Source organism: Pseudomonas frederiksbergensis (genome assembly GCF_001874645.1).
Lineage (GTDB): Bacteria > Pseudomonadota > Gammaproteobacteria > Pseudomonadales > Pseudomonadaceae > Aquipseudomonas > Aquipseudomonas frederiksbergensis_B.
Genome location: NZ_CP017886.1, coordinates 1,489,536 through 1,510,155, shown reverse-complemented (window position 1 = coordinate 1,510,155; position 20,620 = coordinate 1,489,536). Strand labels below are relative to the sequence as shown.

25 protein-coding genes and 1 pseudogene are annotated in these 20,620 nt (G+C 58.2%); 15 read left to right on the top strand and 11 right to left on the bottom strand.

Translation table 11 applies throughout. From position 1 onward, the window contains the following. Positions 1-27: 27 nt before the first annotated feature. The 3 genes from BLL42_RS07570 to BLL42_RS07560 all read left to right on the top strand — a co-directional run bounded on the left by BLL42_RS07570 (position 28) and on the right by BLL42_RS07560 (position 1,417). Positions 28-645: a TPM domain-containing protein gene (locus tag BLL42_RS07570; protein ID WP_071551489.1), complete on the top strand. Its 618-nt coding sequence runs from the start codon at positions 28-30 to the stop codon at positions 643-645. Between the two features lie 123 nt (positions 646-768). After that, the gene (locus tag BLL42_RS07565) at positions 769-1,071 is read left to right on the top strand and encodes a response regulator transcription factor (RefSeq protein WP_071551488.1); all 303 of its coding nucleotides are present in this window, start codon (positions 769-771) and stop codon (positions 1,069-1,071) included. Next, positions 1,058-1,417: a putative holin gene (locus BLL42_RS07560; RefSeq protein ID WP_071551487.1), complete on the top strand. Its 360-nt coding sequence runs from the start codon at positions 1,058-1,060 to the stop codon at positions 1,415-1,417. The genes BLL42_RS07565 and BLL42_RS07560 overlap by 14 nt, the downstream gene beginning before the upstream one ends. A 300-nt stretch (positions 1,418-1,717) precedes the next feature. On the opposite strand, the gene BLL42_RS07550 is transcribed toward BLL42_RS07560, so the two are convergent. Next, positions 1,718-2,143, bottom strand: coding sequence for a helix-turn-helix domain-containing protein (locus tag BLL42_RS07550; RefSeq protein ID WP_167368533.1), 426 nt, complete (start codon positions 2,141-2,143; stop codon positions 1,718-1,720). A 300-nt stretch (positions 2,144-2,443) separates the two neighbouring features. On the opposite strand from BLL42_RS07550, the gene BLL42_RS07545 reads away from it, so the two are divergent. The 3 genes from BLL42_RS07545 (at position 2,444) to BLL42_RS07535 (ending at position 4,436) form a co-directional block, all read left to right on the top strand. Continuing rightward, entirely contained in the window at positions 2,444-2,719 is a 276-nt protein-coding gene (locus BLL42_RS07545) for an Ogr/Delta-like zinc finger protein (protein ID WP_071551486.1), read from the top strand. Positions 2,720-2,721: 2 nt separating this feature from the next. Beyond that, positions 2,722-3,084 carry a hypothetical protein gene (locus BLL42_RS07540; RefSeq protein ID WP_071551485.1) on the top strand — a complete coding sequence of 121 codons (363 nt, stop codon included), beginning with the start codon at positions 2,722-2,724 and terminating at the stop codon, positions 3,082-3,084. Positions 3,085-3,218: 134 nt separating this feature from the next. Continuing rightward, positions 3,219-4,436: a class I SAM-dependent methyltransferase gene (locus BLL42_RS07535; protein ID WP_071551484.1), complete on the top strand. Its 1,218-nt coding sequence runs from the start codon at positions 3,219-3,221 to the stop codon at positions 4,434-4,436. Between the two features lie 30 nt (positions 4,437-4,466). Here the strand turns inward: BLL42_RS07535 and BLL42_RS07530 are convergent, their stop codons facing one another. Beyond that, positions 4,467-5,396: a DMT family transporter gene (locus tag BLL42_RS07530; protein ID WP_071555715.1), complete on the bottom strand. Its 930-nt coding sequence runs from the start codon at positions 5,394-5,396 to the stop codon at positions 4,467-4,469. A gap of 288 nt (positions 5,397-5,684) precedes the next feature. On the opposite strand from BLL42_RS07530, the gene BLL42_RS07525 reads away from it, so the two are divergent. Together BLL42_RS07525 and BLL42_RS07520 are read left to right on the top strand one after the other, a co-directional pair. Next, a complete protein-coding gene (locus BLL42_RS07525) occupies positions 5,685-6,266 on the top strand; it encodes a DJ-1/PfpI family protein (protein ID WP_071551483.1) in 582 nt (193 codons plus the stop codon). Between the two features lie 14 nt (positions 6,267-6,280). Continuing rightward, positions 6,281-6,586: a ribbon-helix-helix domain-containing protein gene (locus tag BLL42_RS07520; protein ID WP_071551482.1), complete on the top strand. Its 306-nt coding sequence runs from the start codon at positions 6,281-6,283 to the stop codon at positions 6,584-6,586. Between the two features lie 27 nt (positions 6,587-6,613). Here BLL42_RS07520 and BLL42_RS07515 read toward each other — a convergent pair whose 3' ends face one another. From BLL42_RS07515 to BLL42_RS07505, 3 genes are all read right to left on the bottom strand, one after another. After that, positions 6,614-9,172, bottom strand: coding sequence for a TonB-dependent receptor (locus BLL42_RS07515; RefSeq protein WP_071551481.1), 2,559 nt, complete (start codon positions 9,170-9,172; stop codon positions 6,614-6,616). Between the two features lie 121 nt (positions 9,173-9,293). Next, the gene (locus BLL42_RS07510; protein WP_071551480.1) at positions 9,294-10,259 is read right to left on the bottom strand and encodes a FecR family protein; all 966 of its coding nucleotides are present in this window, start codon (positions 10,257-10,259) and stop codon (positions 9,294-9,296) included. Then, a complete protein-coding gene (locus BLL42_RS07505; protein WP_071551479.1) occupies positions 10,256-10,792 on the bottom strand; it encodes an RNA polymerase sigma factor in 537 nt (178 codons plus the stop codon). The genes BLL42_RS07510 and BLL42_RS07505 overlap by 4 nt, the downstream gene beginning before the upstream one ends. Positions 10,793-10,962: 170 nt before the next feature. Here BLL42_RS07505 and BLL42_RS07500 point away from each other — a divergent pair, with 170 nt between their 5' ends. Then, a complete protein-coding gene (locus BLL42_RS07500) occupies positions 10,963-11,307 on the top strand; it encodes a YegP family protein (RefSeq protein ID WP_071551478.1) in 345 nt (114 codons plus the stop codon). Positions 11,308-11,327: 20 nt separating this feature from the next. Here BLL42_RS07500 and BLL42_RS07495 read toward each other — a convergent pair whose 3' ends face one another. Then, on the bottom strand, positions 11,328-12,347 hold the full coding sequence (locus tag BLL42_RS07495) for a DUF4917 family protein (protein WP_071555714.1): 1,020 nt from the start codon (positions 12,345-12,347) through the stop codon (positions 11,328-11,330). A gap of 155 nt (positions 12,348-12,502) precedes the next feature. Here BLL42_RS07495 and yiaY point away from each other — a divergent pair, with 155 nt between their 5' ends. Then, positions 12,503-13,651: an L-threonine dehydrogenase gene (gene yiaY / locus BLL42_RS07490; RefSeq protein WP_071551477.1), complete on the top strand. Its 1,149-nt coding sequence runs from the start codon at positions 12,503-12,505 to the stop codon at positions 13,649-13,651. Positions 13,652-13,745: 94 nt separating this feature from the next. Next, positions 13,746-14,486: a PA3715 family protein gene (locus BLL42_RS07485; RefSeq protein ID WP_071551476.1), complete on the top strand. Its 741-nt coding sequence runs from the start codon at positions 13,746-13,748 to the stop codon at positions 14,484-14,486. A 13-nt stretch (positions 14,487-14,499) separates the two neighbouring features. Here BLL42_RS07485 and BLL42_RS07480 read toward each other — a convergent pair whose 3' ends face one another. Next, the gene (locus tag BLL42_RS07480) at positions 14,500-14,784 is read right to left on the bottom strand and encodes a type II toxin-antitoxin system RelE/ParE family toxin (RefSeq protein ID WP_071551475.1); all 285 of its coding nucleotides are present in this window, start codon (positions 14,782-14,784) and stop codon (positions 14,500-14,502) included. Next, on the bottom strand, positions 14,774-15,013 hold the full coding sequence (gene relB, locus BLL42_RS07475; RefSeq protein WP_071551474.1) for a type II toxin-antitoxin system RelB family antitoxin: 240 nt from the start codon (positions 15,011-15,013) through the stop codon (positions 14,774-14,776). Before relB ends, BLL42_RS07480 begins: the two co-directional genes overlap by 11 nt. A gap of 126 nt (positions 15,014-15,139) precedes the next feature. Here relB and fos point away from each other — a divergent pair, with 126 nt between their 5' ends. The 4 genes and pseudogenes from fos (at position 15,140) to BLL42_RS07455 (ending at position 17,895) form a co-directional block, all read left to right on the top strand. Next, the gene (fos, locus tag BLL42_RS07470; RefSeq protein WP_071551473.1) at positions 15,140-15,553 is read left to right on the top strand and encodes a fosfomycin resistance glutathione transferase; all 414 of its coding nucleotides are present in this window, start codon (positions 15,140-15,142) and stop codon (positions 15,551-15,553) included. A gap of 35 nt (positions 15,554-15,588) precedes the next feature. Further along, positions 15,589-15,789: pseudogene (locus tag BLL42_RS07465) on the top strand (LysE family translocator); the annotation flags it as partial. Between the two features lie 106 nt (positions 15,790-15,895). Next, positions 15,896-17,239: a sensor domain-containing protein gene (locus BLL42_RS07460; protein ID WP_071551472.1), complete on the top strand. Its 1,344-nt coding sequence runs from the start codon at positions 15,896-15,898 to the stop codon at positions 17,237-17,239. 131 nt (positions 17,240-17,370) lie between these two features. After that, entirely contained in the window at positions 17,371-17,895 is a 525-nt protein-coding gene (locus BLL42_RS07455; RefSeq protein WP_071551471.1) for a DUF4142 domain-containing protein, read from the top strand. A gap of 145 nt (positions 17,896-18,040) precedes the next feature. Here BLL42_RS07455 and BLL42_RS07450 read toward each other — a convergent pair whose 3' ends face one another. From BLL42_RS07450 to BLL42_RS07440, 3 genes are all read right to left on the bottom strand, one after another. Beyond that, entirely contained in the window at positions 18,041-18,580 is a 540-nt protein-coding gene (locus tag BLL42_RS07450; protein WP_071551470.1) for an AidA/PixA family protein, read from the bottom strand. Between the two features lie 122 nt (positions 18,581-18,702). Next, complete coding sequence (locus tag BLL42_RS07445) at positions 18,703-19,206, bottom strand: inclusion body family protein (RefSeq protein WP_071551469.1); 504 nt, start codon at positions 19,204-19,206, stop codon at positions 18,703-18,705. A gap of 316 nt (positions 19,207-19,522) precedes the next feature. Further along, a complete protein-coding gene (locus tag BLL42_RS07440; protein ID WP_129586937.1) occupies positions 19,523-20,509 on the bottom strand; it encodes a hypothetical protein in 987 nt (328 codons plus the stop codon). Positions 20,510-20,620: the final 111 nt, after the last annotated feature.

Here is a 20,620-nt window from a genome sequence, read left to right as displayed (position 1 = left end):
AACAATAATGAATGAGCGTTCAACACCATGGCATTACTGAGTGAGTACGAACAGCGTCAGGTCGCCGAAGCGATTGCCCGTGTCGAGCGCGACACCGACGCTGAACTGGTCACCGTGCTCGCGGCCCGGGCCGACGACTACGCCTACATCCCGTTGCTTTGGGCCAGCCTGCTGGCGCTGATCGTGCCGGGCATCGTGCACTACGTTTCCGGCTGGCTGAACATGCACACTTTGCTGCTGGTGCAGTGGGCAAGTTTTATCGTGTTATGCCTGGTGTTCCGGATTCCGTCGATCACCACGCACTTGATCCCGCGTTCCGTGCGCCACTGGCGCGCCTCGAACCTGGCGCGTCGGCAGTTTCTGGAGCAGAACCTGCACCACACCGCTGGCAGCACCGGCATGCTGATTTTTGTCTGCGAGGCGGAACGCTATGTGGAGATTCTGGTGGACGAAGGGATTTCCAAACGGCTGGGCAACAAAACCTGGGAGCCGATCGTCGTAGCCTTCACCCGACAGGTGAAACAGGGCCAGACGTTGCAAGGCTTTGTGACCTGCATCGAGGCCTGTGGCGCGTTGCTCAAGGTGCATGTGCCGGCGACTCATGCGCGCAACGAGTTACCCAATCGCCTGGTGGTGCTCGGCTAGTGTTGTGTAGGACTTCACGCTACAACGGGTGATCGTTGTCTGAGTGCCGGCCGATCTTCATCATCTTTCTTTATCTGAGAGCGCCCAGATCACGGACGTTCTGACGTAGAGGGAGTTCTTGTCATGTCAAAGCATCAACCATTCGACTCGTTTGACGGTGTAGCTCATGCGGGTGGGGTTCAGTCTGCGCCGGCCATGCTGACCGCCAAAGAGACGCAAGCCCTGCTATGGAGCTTTCAGGGGAAAACCTCCTGGGAGATCGCCAGGATTCAGAATTGCTCGGAAGCCACGATCAATTTTCACTTCAGTAACATTCGCCGCAAATTTGCGGTGACCTCGCGTAGCGCAGCCTTGCTCAAGGCCATTGAGTCGGGCGTGATTACCGTTGCAAAGACCGGTACGCGAGGCGCCCATGAGCCTGACTGATTCGGCGTACAGCAGCATCAGTGCGTTGTTGCTGGGGTTGGGCATGGCCGCGACATTACCCGTGATCGATGGGGAGGCACTGTTTGGTGCTGCCCTCGGCGCCTGGCTGGTCACGACCACCCGCAACAACTTCAAGGCCTGGCAGCGCGTCGGTTCATTGTTGTTGTCGGCGGGGGTTGGCTACCTGTTCACCCCCGTGGCGTTGCCGCTGGTCCCCTTTTTGACCGGGGGTGTGACGGCATTTCTGTGTGCGCTGATCGTCATTCCGATCAGTATCAAAATCATGCTGTGGGTCGACGGCACCGGTATCGCAGAAATTATCCGGCACTTGAGAGGGAAGGGATGATGGGCAGTGAAATGCTTGTTCTGGTCTGTATAACCGCTGCCGCCCATTTGCTCAGCGCATTCAGACTGGCATGTTACCAGTGCGACGAAGAGCGCTATTGCTGGCGAGATGGGTTATGGACCGGCCTGTGCGGGGGGTGTTTTGCCTGGCCGGTATGGATGTAATGCTGGCACTTCAACCCGTGAGCCCGTGGCATGCGCTCCTCAGCGTTTTGTTATGTGCACTGATTATTCGCCGCGGCGGCAACATCGCTGTTTTGTGGCATACCTTGAAATAGCAAATGCCGAGCAACTTATGAATTTATGTGTCGTTGGAAAGTTGAAGTGCTGACAGGAGTGTGGCCATTTCCGCAAGTTTGAGTTCCATCTCGCGCAGACGTTTCTTTTCCTCCAGTGCTCTTTGAATGGCGCAGCGATCATCTTCGTTGAGTAATCGCCATAGCGCGAGAATCGTATGTTCGCGTGTTGTACTTTCTTGAGTGTGCTCAGTGTTATTGGCATGCGCATGCCGCTGTATGGGTCCTTCACCTAACAGAAGCCAGTCCAGAGAGATGCCACGCGCTTGCGCTATATCTACGCATAATGCGTATGGCGTGCTGTCGCGTCCTTTCCAGCTGCTGAGGGTTTGAGGGCTGATCTGCAACGCTGAAGACAAGGATGTATCGGTTTTTGTGCCGGTAATTTGCTTCAGGCGATCCAGAACAGCTTGTGATTTTTTGCTACGCAATTTGAGCCTCTTCCTTTTGACATATTCTTTTTGAGTGCCTAACTTATGCGTAATGAGTACTTTTTTTTGTATGAGTAATCAACCGTCAACTATGAATCAGAAGAATACGATGCCGAAACGTCCTAATAGTATCAGGGGAATTTCCTACGGGCTTGGCTCATACCAATTACGTGTCTGCTCACTGCACTTCCTTATGTCTGGCAGACGTTTGTCGCAAGCGCGGACAGCGCCGATCAATGCAGCAGGCAGTATTGCGTTTGATCAAGTTGATTGCCACCAGATGACCAGTGGGAGCCCGGCATGAGTACCTACAAAATGGTCTGTCCGCACTGCTTGAGCAGGATGCGTATTCGCACCAGCGAAGGCCGTCATATTTTCCTGCGGGTGGCATATTTACAATGCACATCGGAAGTCTGCGGCTGGTCGGTTCGGGCGGAGTTCGAAATGACCCATGAACTGTCGCCCAGCGGTATGCCCAACCCGGCCGTGCGTTTGCCTTGCGCAGGCCCCGACCTGCGTCGTGCTGCGCGACCTGTTGCGGTGGAGCTCGCGACGGAAAAACCAGTGGAGTCGTGAGCATGAGTGGAACCGATGACAGTCTCGATCTGAACGAGGAGTTACTGGCCATTGCCCAGGCATTTCTGGCCCGTCACGAGAGCGATGTCTCCGTCGACGATCAGGTGCTGTTCTGCCGCGCAGTGAAGCACTTGCAGGGCATTGATGTGCCGTTGCACTTGGCTGAAAGGCAGGTGAGCCACGCCTATGGCATTCTCAAATCCAGCCATGATCGTCGGCGTCTGGATATCGCGGCCAGCTCCGAAACCGTGGCGGTGGTCACTGATCCGGCCAATGGCCTGACGTGGGCGGTGCCGGTGGGGTTGATTGTCAAGTACGTCATCAACTCGCCAAGCAGCCGCAAACTCCGGCTGGTGGAACCCTGAGGTTTTTTGGGGGTGTGATCAGGTCTTGGGTTGCGCTTCCCGGGCCTGGTGAAAAATAAGCCCGTGCCCTAACCCCCCATCCCCCCTAAAATACCCGCCATTCCCTGATCCGCATCGCCCGAGGCGTTTTTGACATGTCCGTTACCGTAACTCCCGCCAGCCTCACGCCGGATCATCACGCGCAATTTATCGACCTGCTGAGCACCAGTCTGGCGCAGAACGCCTTTATCAAACTGGTGCTGGCCAAGTACGTCGGTGCTGAAGTCGACTTGCAGCGAATCATCATCAAGCAGCTGACAGTCAAGGATCAGCCGTGCCTGTCCTTCGTCTATCGCTACAAGACGCGCGACATCACCAAGAATTTTCCGATTGAAGAGGGCGTGGCGACGATTGCTGCGCTGTTGCCGCAGGACTTCAAAAACGCTCACTTGCTGTCGCTGACCGATGAAGCCCAGCTCGAATACAGCAAGAAGGGCAAGAGTTCGCTGTTCAAGAGCAAACCGCAGCAACTGCGCGAAGTGCCGTCTGCCGAGCACAACCGCGAGAAGAACCGCTTCCTGGACCTGAGCCGGCCGTTCCTTGCGGACCTGGGCGTGACCAACAAGCAGCATGAGCTGATCCCGGCGATGTCGCGCAAGTGGAAGCAGATCAACAAGTTCATTGAAGTCTTCAGCCATGCACTGACGTCTTCACCGCTGGCGCTGGATAAACCGGTACGGGTGGCGGACTTCGGTTCAGGCAAGGGTTACCTGACCTTCGCCATTCACGATTATCTGCGCAACACCTTGCACGCCGAAGGAGAGGTGACCGGGGTCGAGCTGCGTGAAGACATGGTTACCCTGTGCAACACCGCGGCCGCACGCCTGGAGCATCCGGGTCTGGTGTTCAAATGTGGTGATGTGCGCAGCGTGGCGCCGAGCGAGCTGGACGTGATGATCGCCTTGCATGCCTGTGACATCGCCACCGATTACGCGATCCATACCGGCATTCGCTCCGGTGCGGCGATCATCATGTGCTCGCCGTGCTGCCATAAGCAGATTCGCCTGCAAATCCAGAGCCCGGCGCTGCTCAAGCCGATGCTGCAATACGGTTTGCACCTCGGTCAGCAGGCGGAAATGGTTACCGACAGCCTGCGGGCGTTGTTCCTCGAAGCGTGCGGTTATGAAACCAAGGTCTTCGAGTTCATCTCCCTGGACCACACCAACAAGAACAAGATGATCCTGGCGGTCAAACGCGCTGAACCGGTGGACCCGGCCCAGCTGTTGGTGAAAATTCAGGAGCTCAAGGCGTTCTACCACATCACCGAGCATTGCCTGGAAACCCTGCTGCGGGCCGATGGCTACCTAAATTAAGAGCGAAAAGATCGCAGCCTGCGGCAGCTCCTACGGTTTCCCGCGGTCGGCGTAGGAGCTGCCGAAGCCTGCGATCTTTTGCTGTTCAGCCGGGCGCACGCTGGTTTTGCGCCCGAGCATCACGGTGACGATCACCCCGACCGCAAACAGCCAGGTAATCGGTTCGATGTGTTCGCCAAAGAACAGCGCCGAGAAGGCGATGGTGAAGAAGATCTGCAGCAATTGGATCTGACTCACCCGGGCGATGCCACCCATCGCCAGTCCGGCGTACCAGGCGAAGAAACCGATGAACTGCGAGAACAGCGACACATAACCGAAGGCCCACCAGGTTTTCGCCGAAATCCCGCCTTGGTGCTGTAGCGCCAAATACGTCACCGGGCCGATCAACAGCGGTGTCGACAGCACCAGCGCCCAGCAGATCACCTGCCAGCCGCCTATCTCCTTGGCCAACCGGCCACCTTCGGCGTACCCCAGACCGCCGATGGCAATCGCTCCGAGCATCAACACATCACCGGCCTGGATGCTGCCGGCACCACTGATCAACGCGTAACTCAGGACCAATGCACTGCCCAATGCAGCACAGGCCCAGAAGGCTTTCGACGGTCGCTCATGGGACAACCACGCCGCATACAGCGCCACGCACAGCGGCTGCAAACCGTTGACCAGCGCGCCATGGGACGCTGGCAGCGTTTGCATGGCCCAGGCCGAGAGCACCGGGAAGCCGAGAATAACTCCGGCGATCACCAGGCTCAGACCTTTGATCTGTTTCCAGGTTGGCCATTTCTCCCGTCGCCAGAGCAGCAACAACGCCGCCGGAATCGCCGCGAACAATGCTCGGCCCAGACCATTGAGCAACGGATGGACTTCCTGCACCACGATCCGGGTGAAGGGCAGGGTCAGGCTGAAGATGACGACGCCGAGCAGGCCCAGAGCCATGCCGGTGTTTTCGCGCGAGGACATAACGGTAACCAGCATTCGAAAGTGGCGGGAGAGCTTTCATCTAGCCATAAACCCCGGATTTACGCGCTTACAGCTGGCCGCAAAGTTATCCGTACAGTTGGGGGTGATGCCCCCAACGTAGGAGCTGCCGAAGGCTGCGATCTTCTAGCGATTCCAGCAACACCAAAAATCAAAAGATCGCAGCCTGCGGCAGCTCCTACGTAGTAGCTGGTTATTACCCGTCCCGCAGGATTCGGACTACCTTGAATACTCCTTCCTGCCCAAGTATTTACCAGAGGAGTCATCCCCATGGCCGCGAAAAAAATTCTGATGCTGGTCGGCGATTATGTCGAAGACTACGAAGTGATGGTGCCGTTTCAGGCGCTGCTGATGGTCGGTCACACGGTGCACGCGGTGTGCCCGGACAAAACCGCCGGGCAGACCGTGCGCACTGCGATCCATGATTTTGAAGGCGACCAGACCTACAGCGAGAAACCCGGTCACCTGTTCGCGCTGAACTTCGACTTTGCCAAGGTCGATGCGGCGGACTACGACGCGTTGCTGGTGCCGGGTGGTCGGGCGCCGGAATACCTGCGCCTGAACGAAAAAGTCCTGCAACTGGTGCAAGCCTTCGACAAGGCCGGCAAACCGATTGCGGCGGTTTGCCATGGTGCGCAATTGCTGGCGGCGGCGGGGATTCTGGAAGGTCGCGAATGCAGCGCTTATCCCGCCTGTGCGCCAGAAGTGCGTTTGGCCGGTGGCACGTTCATCGATATTCCGGTGACGCAAGGCCACGTTCAGGGCAATCTGGCGACGGCACCCGCCTGGCCGGCGCACCCGAGCTGGCTGGCCGGTTTCCTCGGTCTGCTGGGCACCCAAATCACCTTGTAAGCGGAGGGCTGCGCATGTGCGAGCTGTACGTCAAAGCCGACCCGATTCTGTACGAGTCACGCTCGCGCTCGCTGCGCATCTGTGGGGTGGTGACCACGCTGCGGCTGGAGAACTCGTTCTGGGACATCCTCAGCGAAATCGCCGAAGTCGATGGCATGACCACCAACCAGTTGATCGCCAAGCTCTATGAAGAGGTAATGGACTACCGTGGCGAAGTGGTGAATTTCGCTTCGTTTCTGCGGGTCAGTTGCACCCGCTACTTGAGCCAGCGCCGGGTTGCACCACCGGAGTTGGCGGTGGTGCGTACAGCGCAGAAATGATCGTTCCCATGCAGGAACGATCTGCTGTCAGAAGAACCGCGTCACGCTGACCTTGGCATTGCGCCCTTGGGTGTAGGCGCGGTCACCGCTGAGGGCCGGGCGGAACTCGCTATTGAACAGGTTATCGACCGTGAAGTTGACCTCGGTGCCTTTGAGGTATGGCTGCTGCGGTTTCCAGTTGGCGAACAGTCCCTGGGTGTTGTAGCTGTCGTTGGGGTACTGGTCGTAGAACACGTCACCGACGGTGTTTTTACCTGAGCCGTAGTGGTCACTGGGCAGGCGATCAGTCTTGCGCACGAACTCACCTTGCCAACCGACCTGAGCGTCCCAGCTCGGGATTTTCACACCCAATACGGCAATCCATTTGGCCGGCGGAATATCTCGCGCCCACACGTCCGGTCCCCATGGGTTGGTGTAGGCACCTTCATGCTTGCCGGTAATCCATGAGTAGGACAACGAGCCGAACAGATACGTGGAGTCGTAGAAACTTTCGACTTCGAAGCCCTTGATGGTCAAACCACCGATATTGCGGTAGTTGCCCATCGGCCCCATGTTCTTGCAGTCCGAGGCAATGGTCCCGCCCTTGATCGCCTGATGCTCGCAGCCGACACCGGTGGCCCGGAAAATCTCGTCTTCGATCTTGTTATGGAACAGCGTAGTGCGGATCTGCACGCTGTCGCGGTCGGCAAAGACGTTGGCGAAACTGGTGATGTTGCCGGCGCGCAACGCAGTGATGCGTTCCGGATCGAGATCGGTGCTGGTGGCGGTGCGACTGCCCAGGCCCTGCACTTCGTACTGCTCGTCGATGACCGGCGCGCGCCAGGTTTTGCTGTAGTCGGCGAACAGCGCCACATTGGGTGTGACTTTCCAGAACGCCGACAGCCGTGGCGACCATCCGGTGTAGGTCTGATCGCTGTAGTCGTGGCCGAAGGCCGGATTCGGGTTGTTGTAGTACGGCGCCTCGTTGGCCTCGCCACGGTTGCGTACGTGGTCGTAACGCAGGGATGGCGTCAGGGTGAAGTCGCCCAGGGTGACGGCGTCCTGCACGTAGAAACTGTGGGTGTCGACTTTACCCTGCGGCATGAAGTTGGGCTGGAAGTAACCGTAGTTGTACTTTGCCGTGTCGTAGGCCTTGCCCGGCATCCACATTTCGGTATCGCGGGAGTGTTTGCGGATTTGCACGCCGGTGGTCACGGCATGTTCCAAAGGCCCTGAGGCAAACAGGCTGATGTTGCGTAGCTCAAGGATCCGATCCTTGTAGGCCGTGTCCATTTTTCGCCCGCCGGTAGCGGTCTGGTAAAACGCCGTTTCACCGCGTTCGTCGGTCTGGTCGGTGTTGGACTCCGAATAGCTGATCTTGAAATCCACCAGCGGGTTATCCAGCGGTTGATACAGGTACTTGGTCGACCAGGTGGTGTCGGTGGTCTGGCGGTTGGCGAGGAAGCGCTTCAAGGCATTTTCGTAGCCGTACTTGTCGATGGCGGCCTGGTTCGGCGGGCTAGGGAAACTGGCCGACGAAAACGGTGTCCAGCGCTCACTGTAGGAGCGCGAGTAGGACATGCCGACGCTGTGCCCATCGTTCAGGTGCAAATTGAGCTTGAACAGCTGACCGTCCAGGTCCTGCGCGCTGTTCGGCAGGCGCTGAGGGTTGATCGGGAAATTATGCTCAGGGTCGTCGATTTTTCCGGCCAGCTTCATGTCGCCGCCGTCACGTTGGGTGATGTACACCAATGCATCGGCGCGGCCATCGTCGGTACGCCCGAACAGCGCCGAGCTGTAAACCTGCTGATGGTCGTTGCTGGAGTAGCCATATTTGACCATGGCACCGGTGTCGCGACCTTCTTGCAGCAGGTCCGGGGCGTCCTTGGTTTCCATGTGCACGGTGCCGCCGAAGCCACCGTTGCCGGTGAAAGGCGAGTGCGGACCTTTTTCGACTTCGATGCTTTTGATCAGCTCGGGCTCGATGAAAATCGTCCCTTGCTGATAACGCTCGAAGCCACTTTTAGTCGCACCGTCGACGGTCATCGGTACGTCTTCAGCATCGCCCAGGCCCCAGATGTTAATGGTCTGGCCACCCGGTTTCATCGAGCCGCCCATGGTGACGCCGGGCAGGGTTGCCAGCAGGCTGGGGATGTTGTTGGGCTGGTGGCGGTCGATGTCGGCCTGGTTCAGGGTTGAGCGACCGACCGTGCTGGAGTCGACTTCGGTGCCGGTGCCGATCACGCTCTGGGCATCGAGTTGCAGGGACTGGCCACTGCTGGTGCTGCTGCCCTCCAGGCGCACGACGAACGTCTGGTCGATCTTGATCAAACTGAACGGGCTGTTCTTCAGCAATTGGCGGATGGCCGCTTCCGGGCTGAACTCGCCATCGAGCGCCGGGGCAGTGACAGTGCGTAACTGCGCCTCATCGAACAGCAACTGGATCTTCGCCTGCTGGCCAATCTGACTCAGCGAGGTCGCCAACGGTTGGACTGGCAAGTGCAGGCTGATCGATTCGGCTTGGGCTTGCAGGCTGAACGCCAGGCAGGCGGCGATCAGGGTCGGGCGAGAGCACAGCAGTTGAAGATGATCAGACGCGCGAAACATTAAATCCCCCGGGGCGGCAACAAAGGCCAAAAAGGCGTGCGTACACAACGCAGACCCGAGGAAGACGCGGTAGCGAAAAAAAACCTCACATGCGAATGAAAAATATTCTCATGTGGGTACTTCATCGGGCTTCAATGCGCACCCGACCGTCTGCCAGGGCCACGGTTTTGACCGGGATCAGCGCCGGCAGGGCTTTGATCAATGCATCCGGATCGTCGACGTCGAGCGTGCCCGAGACCTTGAAACGGCTCAGCGGGCCATCGGCCAACAGCACTGGTTTGGCTCGGTACAGGTTCAACTCATCCACCAGGCTGGCCAGTTCGCGGTTGCGAAACGACAAGTGCCCGCTGCGCCAGTCAGCCACTTCGCCGTCGCTCAGGGTTTGCTGTTGCAAGGTGCCCTTGGTGAAATCCCAGGTGGCTTGTTGTCGGGCGCCGAGCAAGGTCGAGGTCGTGGTGGTGCTGTCCGGGGCGAACGCCACCTGACCGTGGGCGACACTGACAACCATCTGCTGGTGCCCGCGACGTACGTCAAAACCGGTGCCGACCACGCGTACAGTGGCCTCGCCAGAATGCACCCACAGCGGGCGCTCCTTGTCTGGCGCGACTTCCAGATAGAGCTGACCCTGATCGAGGTAGAGGTTGCGTTGCTGGTTGTTGAAGTCGATGCGCAATCGGGTATTGGCGTTCACATGGAGCGTGCTGCCGTCCGGCAAATTGAAGGTTCGCGAGCCTTTGACATGTGCGGCGATCTGGCGCTCGAAGACTTCATGGGGCGCTCCGAGGTTGAAAGCCAGTAGCGCGCAGACCAACGCCGCGGCAATCGCCAGGGACGCACGCCACGCAGCGGGTTTGCGCACGGGCAACGGCAGGGAAATGTTGAGTGGCTGCAATTGGACCAGATCAGCCCACAGCTGTTCGAACTCATGGTAGGCCAGGGCGTGGGCAGGTTCGGCCATCCAGAGGCTGAAGGCCTTGCGTGTGGCATGGCTGTGGTCGTTGCGATTGCGCGTGAACCAGTCAGCAGCCTGAGCATCGATGCTGTTGTGACGATCGATGTCGTTGTCGATGCCTGAAAGGCCGGTCATTCTGGCTGCTCCTTGCTGCGTTCTTGTTGTAGGCGTTGTTTGCAATGCAGCAGGGCAAAGGCGATGTGTTTTTCCACCATGCTGATGGAGATCCCCATGCGTTCGGCGATCTGCGCCTGGCTCAGTCCTTCGAAGCGGTGCAGCATCAGGGCTTCCTTTCGGCGTGGCGAGAGTTCGGCCAGCACCTCTTTCAAGCGCTCCAGGTGTTGCAGGCGTTGAGCGGCCGGCAAGGGATCGTTTTTCTCATCGGCGGTTGGCTCGTTATTGACCGCCGATTCAGTGTGCACAACATGCCGGACTTTCTGTCGTCGCCAATGATCGCGGAGCAGGTTGCGCGCCATCTGAAACAGAAACGCACGCGGCTGCTCGACCTTTGCCCGATCACGGTAATCGAGCCATTGGGTGAAGACGTCCTGGGTCATGTCCGCCGCATCGCTGGCGTTGTCTGTGCGTTTACGCAGGTAATGCAGGATGTCCGCATAAAATCCGCGAAAGGAGTCAGCCGACAGTGGGTCGGGCTTGAGGTGAGGCATGGATATCCTTCTTGTCGAAGTCGGGCGCAGAAATGCCGCGAATGATATCGAGAATTATTACTATTTGTCTCGTGGCATATGAGCTGTGCCTTTCGAAGTGGTCAAATGCTTAAGAAGGGCTTTACTCAGTGGGCGTAGTCCCAGCCCTTTCAATCGACAGGAGTAGATGCATGTCTGGATGGTATGAGTTGAGCAAAAGCAGCAATGGCCAATTTCGCTTTGTGCTGAAAGCGGCCAACGCCGAAACCATTCTCACCAGCGAGCTGTACACCACACGCAGCGCCGCTGATAGCGGCATCGCCTCGGTTCAGACCAATAGCCCACTGGATGAATGCTACGAGAAAAAGTCCACCAAGGATGGCCATCCTTATTTCAACCTCAAGGCTGCCAACCATCAGATCATCGGCAGCAGTGAAGCTTATTCTTCCGACGCTGCGCGGGAAAAAGGCATCGCCAGCGTCAAGGCCAACGGGCCGACCAAGGTGATCAAGGACAAAACCTTGCCGGTGTTTTGAATACATTGGGGAACGATCCGTCAGACCTCGACCGGAACGGTCAATTGGGGGCTACCCAACGCATGGCTCTTCGAATCAAAAAACCGTAGCTCCACGCCGATTCCTTCAAACACCTTCGCGTAATGCCGCTTCTGGCTCTGGATGAACGCCGCGCTGCGCGGGTAAATCGAGATCGCCACGGTCTTCGGTTGCGCCTGGCGCAGCGCATGAATGATGTGATTGTCCTGCTTGCCCAGGCTGTGGCCGAAGATGCACAGTGCGTCGTGCTGGCTCAGTAACTGGTCGTAGCAGAACGACAGGTAATCCGAACTGCGGATGGTCTTGAGCTTGTCTTCAGAGGTGCCTTCGCTAACGAACAGCGGCACATCGTCGAGGGTTTTGATCGTGTTGTTGATTGCAAAACTGCCCAGCAGCGTGCCCTCGGTCGAGGTCAGTTTGCGTGCGGTGCCGTCTTGGTTGCGCACCAAGTGCAGGCCGCCGTGCAGGTAAAGCAGGCGGGTTTTGTCAGCGGCGCTGGCACTCAGGTCGAAGCTCGGCTCGGTGCCGTGAAACAGGTCGCTGATAGCGTCGGGTTGGTGCTGGATCGCCCAATAGTTGAGCAGGTCGTAGTTGGTGGTGAACACCGTCGGATACGTGCTCAATTCCTGATTGATCGCCGCCAGGCTTGCGGCTTGCACCAGGCGCCACGGGATGTGCACCGTGTGCACGGTGTTGATCAGTGCTTCCTTGATCGCGTAGTAGCGATTGCGTGGTGCGGCGGAGCTCACGGCCAAGGCCTTGTTGACCCGGCTGGTGGTTTTCAGCGCCCCCAGCACTTGTTCAAAGCTGCGGGTTTGCATCGCGTCGAACACGCTCAGCTCGGACTGGCTCAACGGCTTTTCTTCGACCGTGCGGGCGTTCTCGAACAGCGAGTCGTAACCAAAGTCATCCCACACCGCGCGGCTGGCGCCGTTACCCACCAGCAGGCCGCTGAACGGGGTGGTTGCGCGCAACGCATTCCAGTCTTCTAGTCGGGCATCAAATTCCTGGAAATCGGTCATCGCGTCGGTCATCTCAAGCAGGTGGAGTGCAGGGCGCAGACTTTATCACGACCGGGTGTTGAGCCAGATCAACATGCGCGGTAACGGATGGGTCGATCCTTTGGGGATCCGCTGAATCGGGGTTGCCGGTTCGGCCCTATCGAAAAGGAATGGTCATGACCAGCACGTTTTTCATTCCCGCCGTGAACATCATGGGCATCGGTTGCCTCGACGAAGCCATGACCGCCATTCGCAACTATGGCTTTCGCAAGGCCTTGATCGTGACGGACGCAGGATTGGCCAAGGCTGGCGTGGCAACCCTGATCGCGGAAAAACTGGCGGTGCAGGACATCGACTCGGTAATTTTCGAGGGTGCCAAACCGAACCCGACCATTGCCAACGTCGAGAGCGGCCTGGAACTGCTCCGGCGCAACCAGTGTGATTGCGTGATTTCCCTGGGCGGCGGCTCGCCCCACGACTGTGCCAAAGGCATCGCCCTGTGCGCCACCAACGGCGGCAAGATCGCGGATTACGAAGGCGTCGACCAATCTATCAAGCCGCAGTTGCCGCTGATCGCGATCAATACCACGGCCGGTACTGCCAGCGAGATGACCCGTTTCTGCATCATCACCGACGAATCGCGTCACGTAAAAATGGCCATCGTCGACCGCAACGTCACGCCGCTGCTGTCGGTCAACGACCCGGCGCTGATGGCCGCGATGCCCAAAGGCCTCACCGCAGCGACCGGCATGGACGCCTTGACCCACGCTATCGAAGCTTACGTCTCCACGGCCGCCAATCCGATCACCGACGCTTGTGCGCTGAAAGCCATCGAGCTGATCAGCCGCAATCTGCGCCTGGCCGTGCGCGACGGCAGCGACATGATCGCCCGGGAAAACATGGCCTACGCGCAGTTCCTCGCCGGCATGGCATTCAACAATGCTTCGTTGGGGTTTGTGCATGCGATGGCTCATCAGTTGGGCGGCTTTTATGACTTGCCTCACGGTGTATGCAACGCGGTACTGCTGCCGCACGTGCAGAGCTTCAACGCCGCCGTCTGCGCCGAACGCCTGGCGGTGGTGGCGCGCGCTCTGGGTGCTGACACCCGTGGTGTCAGCCCGGAGGAGGGCGCCCAGGCGGCCATCGTGGCGATCCGCACGTTGGCCAGGGATGTGGAGATTCCCGGCGGTTTGCGCGACCTCGGCGCCAAGCTGCAAGACATCCCGATCCTCGCCGCCAATGCCTTGAAAGACGCCTGCGGCCTGACCAATCCACGGGCGGCGGATCAGCGGCAAATCGAGGAGATCTTTCGTAGCGCGTTTTGAATGGCGGCATTGAACGGGTTGAATCGACAGATCGGGCAGGCGATAGTGCATGGCTGATTTTTTATCGATTGATGACGTTCGCAAGGAACAGGGAATGACCTTGAAATACAGCTGGCTGGGATGTGTAGCAATGAGTGGTGCGCTGGGTGCGACCCAGGCGTACGCAGAGTGTGGAACACCGCCGTTGCCCGAGGGGGTACCGGGTTATTCGGTGTGCAAGGACTGGCCGGCCTACGACGGTCAGACCATCACCGCGTTGTCGCAGATCGAGCCGGATCCGACCCTCACCGATGAGCCTGCCGGCACTGGGATGTACGACTTGAAACTGGCCGTGGTGTCCAACGTCGACGGCAAGCCGCTGGCCCGCTATTCCAAAGCCTCGGTGTTCAGCTCCGATGCCTTTCGGTTCGATGGGCTGAGCATTGACACCGCGCGCTACAAGCTCACCTCCGACCTGCGGGCATTCGGTGTGCGTGCGGGTTTCACCGGCTCGTCACGGGCCAATCCTTTCGACGAGGCCTGGCTGTCGCTGTATGTTCGCGAGGGCAACACACTGCGCCCAGTGCTGGAACAACTGGTGATCGAATCCGGTAGCGGTGAGTGGGATACCAACTGTGCCGGCGAATTCTCGCGCACCAAACGCACCTTGGACATGGCCAAAACCAGCAGCCATGGTTTTGCTGACCTGATCGTCAAATCGGTGACCACCGGCTCGCTGAATACTGTGAAAAACGGCGAGTGTGAGTACAACGATACGGTGGGGAAAACGGTACTGACGACGCTGCGGTATGACGGTCGGCAGTATGTGGTGCCGAAAGAAATGCAGGGTTCATGACACAGGTTGAGACCTAGCATGCTCCGGGTGGTAGACGGCGGGTGTGGAACACTCGTAGAACCTGAAGACGCCCTTGGCGAACACGATAAGGGATGAGGTAGGGGCGGTCAGTTAGTACCCACTCTCGGGTACCGGGCAGACGGCCTTCACGGCCAATCGCAGGAAATTGGGCAAGGTGGTCGACACTGGCGAAGATGGTTTTGACGAAGTCAGCGGCGGCTTTCGGGTTTTCCAGCGCGATGTAAGCGGCTTCGTCATCAATATTTTTTAGTGCGGTTCTCAGCCACTCAACGCGCATTGCTGGCCCACTTGTTGGCGAGGGCGTTTACTTCTTCATCACTGGCAAAGTCTCCAGCGTCAGCCTCTTTCAAGGCGTGTTGAATTTCCTCTATTTGCCAGGCTTCTCGAGCCAGGTATTCACGTAGAGCATCTACGGCGAGAAAAGATTTGCTGCGGCCTGTCGCTTTAGCCAGATTGGCGAGGGTGTCGGCGATTTCGTCTGGCAGACGCAATGACATGACGGACATGGCAGTCTCGATGTAGTGGTTTGTAATACAACATACTACATCGCTGTCAGGGGGGCGGTGCTAGCTCCATTCGTCTGTTGCCCCCAAAACCTTTGATTCAAAACATCACCCACAAGGTATTCCTGCATGCTCTCCGGCCTCAACCACCTGACCCTGGCGGTCACCGATCTGGACCGCAGCGTGGCGTTCTATCAGGGCGTATTGCAACTGCGCCTCGACGCCACCTGGGACAGCGGCGCCTACCTGTCGTTGCCGGGGTTGTGGTTGTGTCTGTCGCTCGACCCAATGCGTCAGCCTGAAGCCGCAGCCGATTACACCCATTACGCCTTCAGCGTTGGCGCCAACGACTTTTCGATGTTCGTTGAACGCCTGCGAGCCGTGGGTGTTCTAGAGTGGCGGGACAATCGCAGCGAAGGCGCGTCGTTCTATTTTCTGGATCCGGATGGACACAAGCTCGAAGCCCATGTTGGAGATCTGATATCGCGGCTTGAGGCATGTCGTCAGAAACCTTATGCCGGGATGAAGTTTTTTACGTCGTGACCGGGCGTGCTCGCGGTATTCGGGATTGGCGCGGCCCATGGCTGATATTTCTGAGCCTCGCTGGCGGTATCGCCGCATACGCTATTCTGATCGGCATTCTGGGCACTCGTCGGATACGCACGCTGTATCAGCGTCATGAGCTGGCAATTACCCGGATGTGCGGGGTAATGTTCATCGGCTTCGCCGCCAATGCCTTGCTGCACGCGGTGCCGGGGTTGCTGGCGAATAAGGTTTGAGGCTGCGCGCAGGGCTGCGACAGCTGCATCAGGACATCCTTTTTAGCGATGGCCCGGTCCAGGGATTGATACTCACAGCTGTACTTTTGGACAGTATCTTTCCACGATGACCACCAGAAATTCCGCGCCGCTGGCGAGCTACATCGATCTTTTGCTCGACGTCGTGTGTGCGGTCGATGGCCAAGGGCGCTTCGTCTTTGTCAGCGCCGCTTGCGAACGAGTGTTCGGTTACACCCCGGACGAGTTGATCGGTCAGCCGATGATCGAGATGGTCCACCCGACCGATCGCCAACGGACTCTGGACGCCGCCCGAGAAATCATGCGCGGCCAGCCCAACCCTAATTTTGAAAACCGCTACCTGCGCAAGGATGGTCAGGTGGTGCATCTTCTCTGGTCGGCGCGTTGGTCTGAAGTCGACCAACTGCGCATCGCCGTGGCCCGTGACATCACCGAGCGCAAACAGGCCGAATCCCGGCAGGCCGCACTGTACGCGATCTCCGAAGCCGCCCATGCCGCTGAGGATCTGCTGGCGCTGTTCAAGCTCGTTCATCAACTGATTGGCGAATGGTTACCGGCGTTGAACTTTTCGGTGGCGCTCTATGACGAGCACTGCGAACAATTGAATTTCCCGTACCACGTCGATGATCACGAGCACGATCCGCTGTTCAGCGTTACCGGCCGGCTCTGCGCCGAGGTGATTCGCACGGGGCAGCCGGTTCTGGTAACGCCTGACCAACCTGTCTCGATGCCCGGACTGTGCGAGGTCGTCAATGACCAGGATTCACCCTGCTGGCTGGGCGTGCCGCTGAACTCACAAAAAGGCACCATCGGTGCGCTGATCGTCAAAAGCGTACCCGGTGGCGAACACTATACCGAGCGTGACAAGGAGCTGCTGCAATACGTCTGCGCCCAGGTCGCGGCGGCCATTGAGCGCAAGCAATTGCACAGCCGGCTGCAATTCATGGCGCAGCACGATCACTTGACCCGATTGCCCAATCGCGAACTGCTGCGTGAACGCCTGTTGGCCGCTCTCGGTAAAGCCAGAAAAGAGTCGGGGCGCATGGCACTGCTGTACGTCGACCTGGACCACTTCAAACAGGTCAACGACACCTATGGCCATGGCGTCGGCGACATGTTGCTGCAAGCGGTGGCCAATCGACTTCAAGGCTGCGTGCGTGAGTCCGATACGGTGGCGCGCATTGGCGGTGATGAGTTTGTCGTCCTGCTCGACAGCATTCAGGCTGCCGAAGACGCGGCCCGTGTGGCGATCAAAATCCGTCAGGTGCTCGGCCAGCCGATGCGCCTGGACAGCCACAGCCTGAACATTCTGCCGAGTATTGGCATCGCGCTTTACCCCGAGCATGGCAGCGAAGAAAAGCAATTGTTCAAGCATGCGGATGAGGCCATGTACGCTGCCAAACGCCTGAGTGGACGCCTGGACCGCGTCTGATCCGGCTTTCATGCGGGGCGCCGTTCGTCGCGTCCGGCTCAATTTTTCTAAACCTTTGTGGTGTTTTAACTTCAGACGTCAGGCGGGGGAAACCCGCAGCACTCATTTGTCAGTTCAAGGAGGGCGTGACCATGAAGCGTATGGCCAGCCGATTATTGACCATCAGTTTTGCCGTGTTGCTGGGCTTGGGCGCTAGCAATGCTTTTGCCCAGTCGCCAGCCGACTTTATCAACGACACCTCAGTCAATGGCATGGCCGACATCGAGGCCAGCCGCCTGGCTCACCAGAAAACCGAATCCAAAGAGGTCAAGGATTACGCGATTGTGGTGATTAACGACCGCACCACCGCCAACCAGCATCTGGCGAAAATCGCCAAAAAACTCGATCTGCCCGTTGCCCCCAGAGAGGAGGTGGCCAGCAAGGCCAAGGCGTTGATTCCTGAGGTCAAGGAGGGCGACTCATTCGACGCGACCTTTGCCGCCAGCCAGGTACAAACCACCCAAGAAGCCATTGAGCAGTTGAAGCAGGAAGCACAAACCACCGACGTGCCGGAGATCAAGGCCTTCGCTGCAGAGACGCTGCCCAAACTCGAAAACCACCTGCAAATGGCCAAAGCGCTTCAGGCCGGTCGTCAATCTGCTCGGGTGGATGGCTGACTCAGGTGCCGTTCAGCACTGACGTTGATCGTTCCCACGCGGGAGCGTGGGAACGATCAGGCCGAGCGCAACCTTTGGCAGATGCTACGGAACATGTGGTGGGCCAGGACCGCTTCGAGCCAAACCACAAAACAGTCCAGGCGCTTCAAGCCGACAGCTTCACTCCAACCGTCCAACTGAAATACCCCAGCGTTTCACAGTTGCTGTTCACCAGCATGAAACTCAGCTCGCACTGCTCGATACCGGTGCTCAACTGCTGACAGTGCCAGTAGTAATCATCGGCTTTTACCGCGATCGGTTCGGTGGGGGTATCAGGGTTGGGGGCGGGTAAGGTCTGGCCGTTGTGCACCACCAGATGCGGTTTTGCGAACACCCCGGCACTGCCCACGGACAGGTCGTAAAACACCACGCTGTGTTCGGCGTGCAGGCCGACGGTTCGGCCACGTAAATGGAAGGTTTTTGCGGCGTTTGCGGCCAGCTCAAGGCAGGTGCCCTTGGTCGCAGGCGTTGTCCCTTGAGCTGCGCCAAAGGTGAAAATGAAGCCGTCCTCGATCACGGTCGGGTGCAGGGGATCGAGGCTCGGTTGTGGGTAGCGGGTGAGCAGGGTTTCGGCGTCGACAATCAGCAACACATTGGTGGCCTGCTCAGTGGTGGGTGACGGGTTTGCGCAGGTATCTGTCGACATCACGGCTTCCTTTCATGATGTGGGTGGATTGCGGCGCGCCGCTGCGGCTTACGCAAGACATCCAGTTCCAGTCGGGGCGCGAGGCGAGGGGAAAGCCCCTTGTCGCCAAGGGGCCGCCCAGATCAGTTACGGATGGTGATGAACGGATCCCACGAGCAGCAACCTACAATTTTGCAGTCCCGATCCACGATCAGGAAGTTGAAGTGATAGGTCACGCTGCCGGTGGCGAGGGTTTCCGAAGACCAGTAATGGTTATCGACTTTCTGGCAGCTAGGTACTGACGGGTTGCTGGTGTTTGGCACGGCAACACACGCGGTGGCTTTACGCGGAGTCGGTGTAGAGATCAGCTCGTTACCCACGTTGCCGATGAACTTGTAGAAAATCACCGCTGTTTCGAAACTCTGCGACAGGCTGGTTTCGCGCCAGCGAATCAGGTCGCCGACCTGGGCTCTCAAGTTGAGCTCGCCACCGGCCTGGCCATTGATCACGTTGTTCTGGTTGGTGACCATGTACACGTGATTGACATCGATCATGGTTGGCGCGGCAGGGTTTTTGCTGATGTTCGGGTAGTTTTTCAGAATGGTTTCGGTGTCGATCGAAACAAGCACATCCGTGACTCGAGACATAGTAAAGCTCCTTGTTCATAGTGAGCGCCTGGCATCTACCAGGCACAACAACGCTTGATTGCCTTGCGACTGTTGTTGAGCGCGCTACTACGGGGAACCCACCGATCACAGGGTACGAGCTGGCCTGGCTCCTTGCCTATAAAAGTGACCGGCCCGGGTTCCTTCCAACAGGCCGCGTCTGCACTATAGATGCCCATCTGAAGCTGTCAAAACAGAGGACGCTTCGCTCGACGGGCGGTCGTTTTGCTTTTAACTTCCGATGATTTGGCGATAAGGAAACAGCGATACAGAGCGTTTCCCAGGCGTTGATTTCTCTCTAAATCGTGTGCCATCGAGCAACGATTACCGATCCGGGCAGTTTCACTTCCAGGGTGCCGGCGAACTGATCGTCGATGGCTTTGAGCAGGCCGTGCGCAGGTGTACGCCCCAAGCTGATGGCCTTGAGTCCGGAGCTTGCGACCATCAGCGTCTTGAGGTCTTTCAACGGTCCTTTGATGGCTTTGGCACTCGACAGATCCTTGGTGTGCAGCAAGTCGGGCGAGGCGAAAAACTCCGCATCTCCCAAGCCCGCCGCCGTCATTTGTTCCAGGTTGTCCGGGTCAATTTCCGCGTAATGCGTTGCGCCTGCGAGGAACTTTCGGTTCGCTACCTCGCCGTCGATCGCCAACAGAAAGAAGGTAAACGCCGTGTTGCCCAGGCGCACCCAATCATCCTGGTTGGTGTTGCTGCCCTGGGTTCTTTGCAGGGTTTTGATCTTGCGGTGCACCAGTTCAAAGTTCGATGAAATGGTGTTGAACGGTGGGGGACCGTCCTTTGACGTGGTGTAGTGCCGGAGGGTGAATTTCTTGTCCGCGACTTTCGCGAGATCGGCGTCGGTCGCCTTCTTGTTGCTGAACTTCAGGTTGTCATCCGTGACCGAATGCATGATGTCGAACGGCTGAGTCCGGTCCTGTGGCTGATAGTTCGCCTGGTGCTGTTCATACATTTCCAGCGCCGAAGCCGGCTTTTGCGAAGAGGATGATGCGGCGCTGGAAGGTTGAGTCAGGCAGGGGCCTTGGTGATTGGATTTGCACACGGCACATAGTTTGGGGACTAGAAACGCTGTGGGTTTTGGGACGATGGCAGGCGCTGCTTGAGGGGGCGGTGCCGATGCGTTTGATGAAGACGCCAGGGAGCTTTCGATCGGGGGAAAGACATTGCTGTTCCTGGGTTTTTGACCCGCAGGCGGCGTGTTGGGTGTTGCAGGAGACGGCACGATGGGCATGGGGCCTTTGCCCGCATTCGATCCGGAGTTTTTCAGCACAGTAGTCACTCTCTTGTAGTAGACGGTGCTCCGTTACGTCTTGAAGCGATTGCCCATGTTTATAACCGAGGTCTGTGTGAGAGTTGCCGGAGGAATTGTTAGATGAAATTT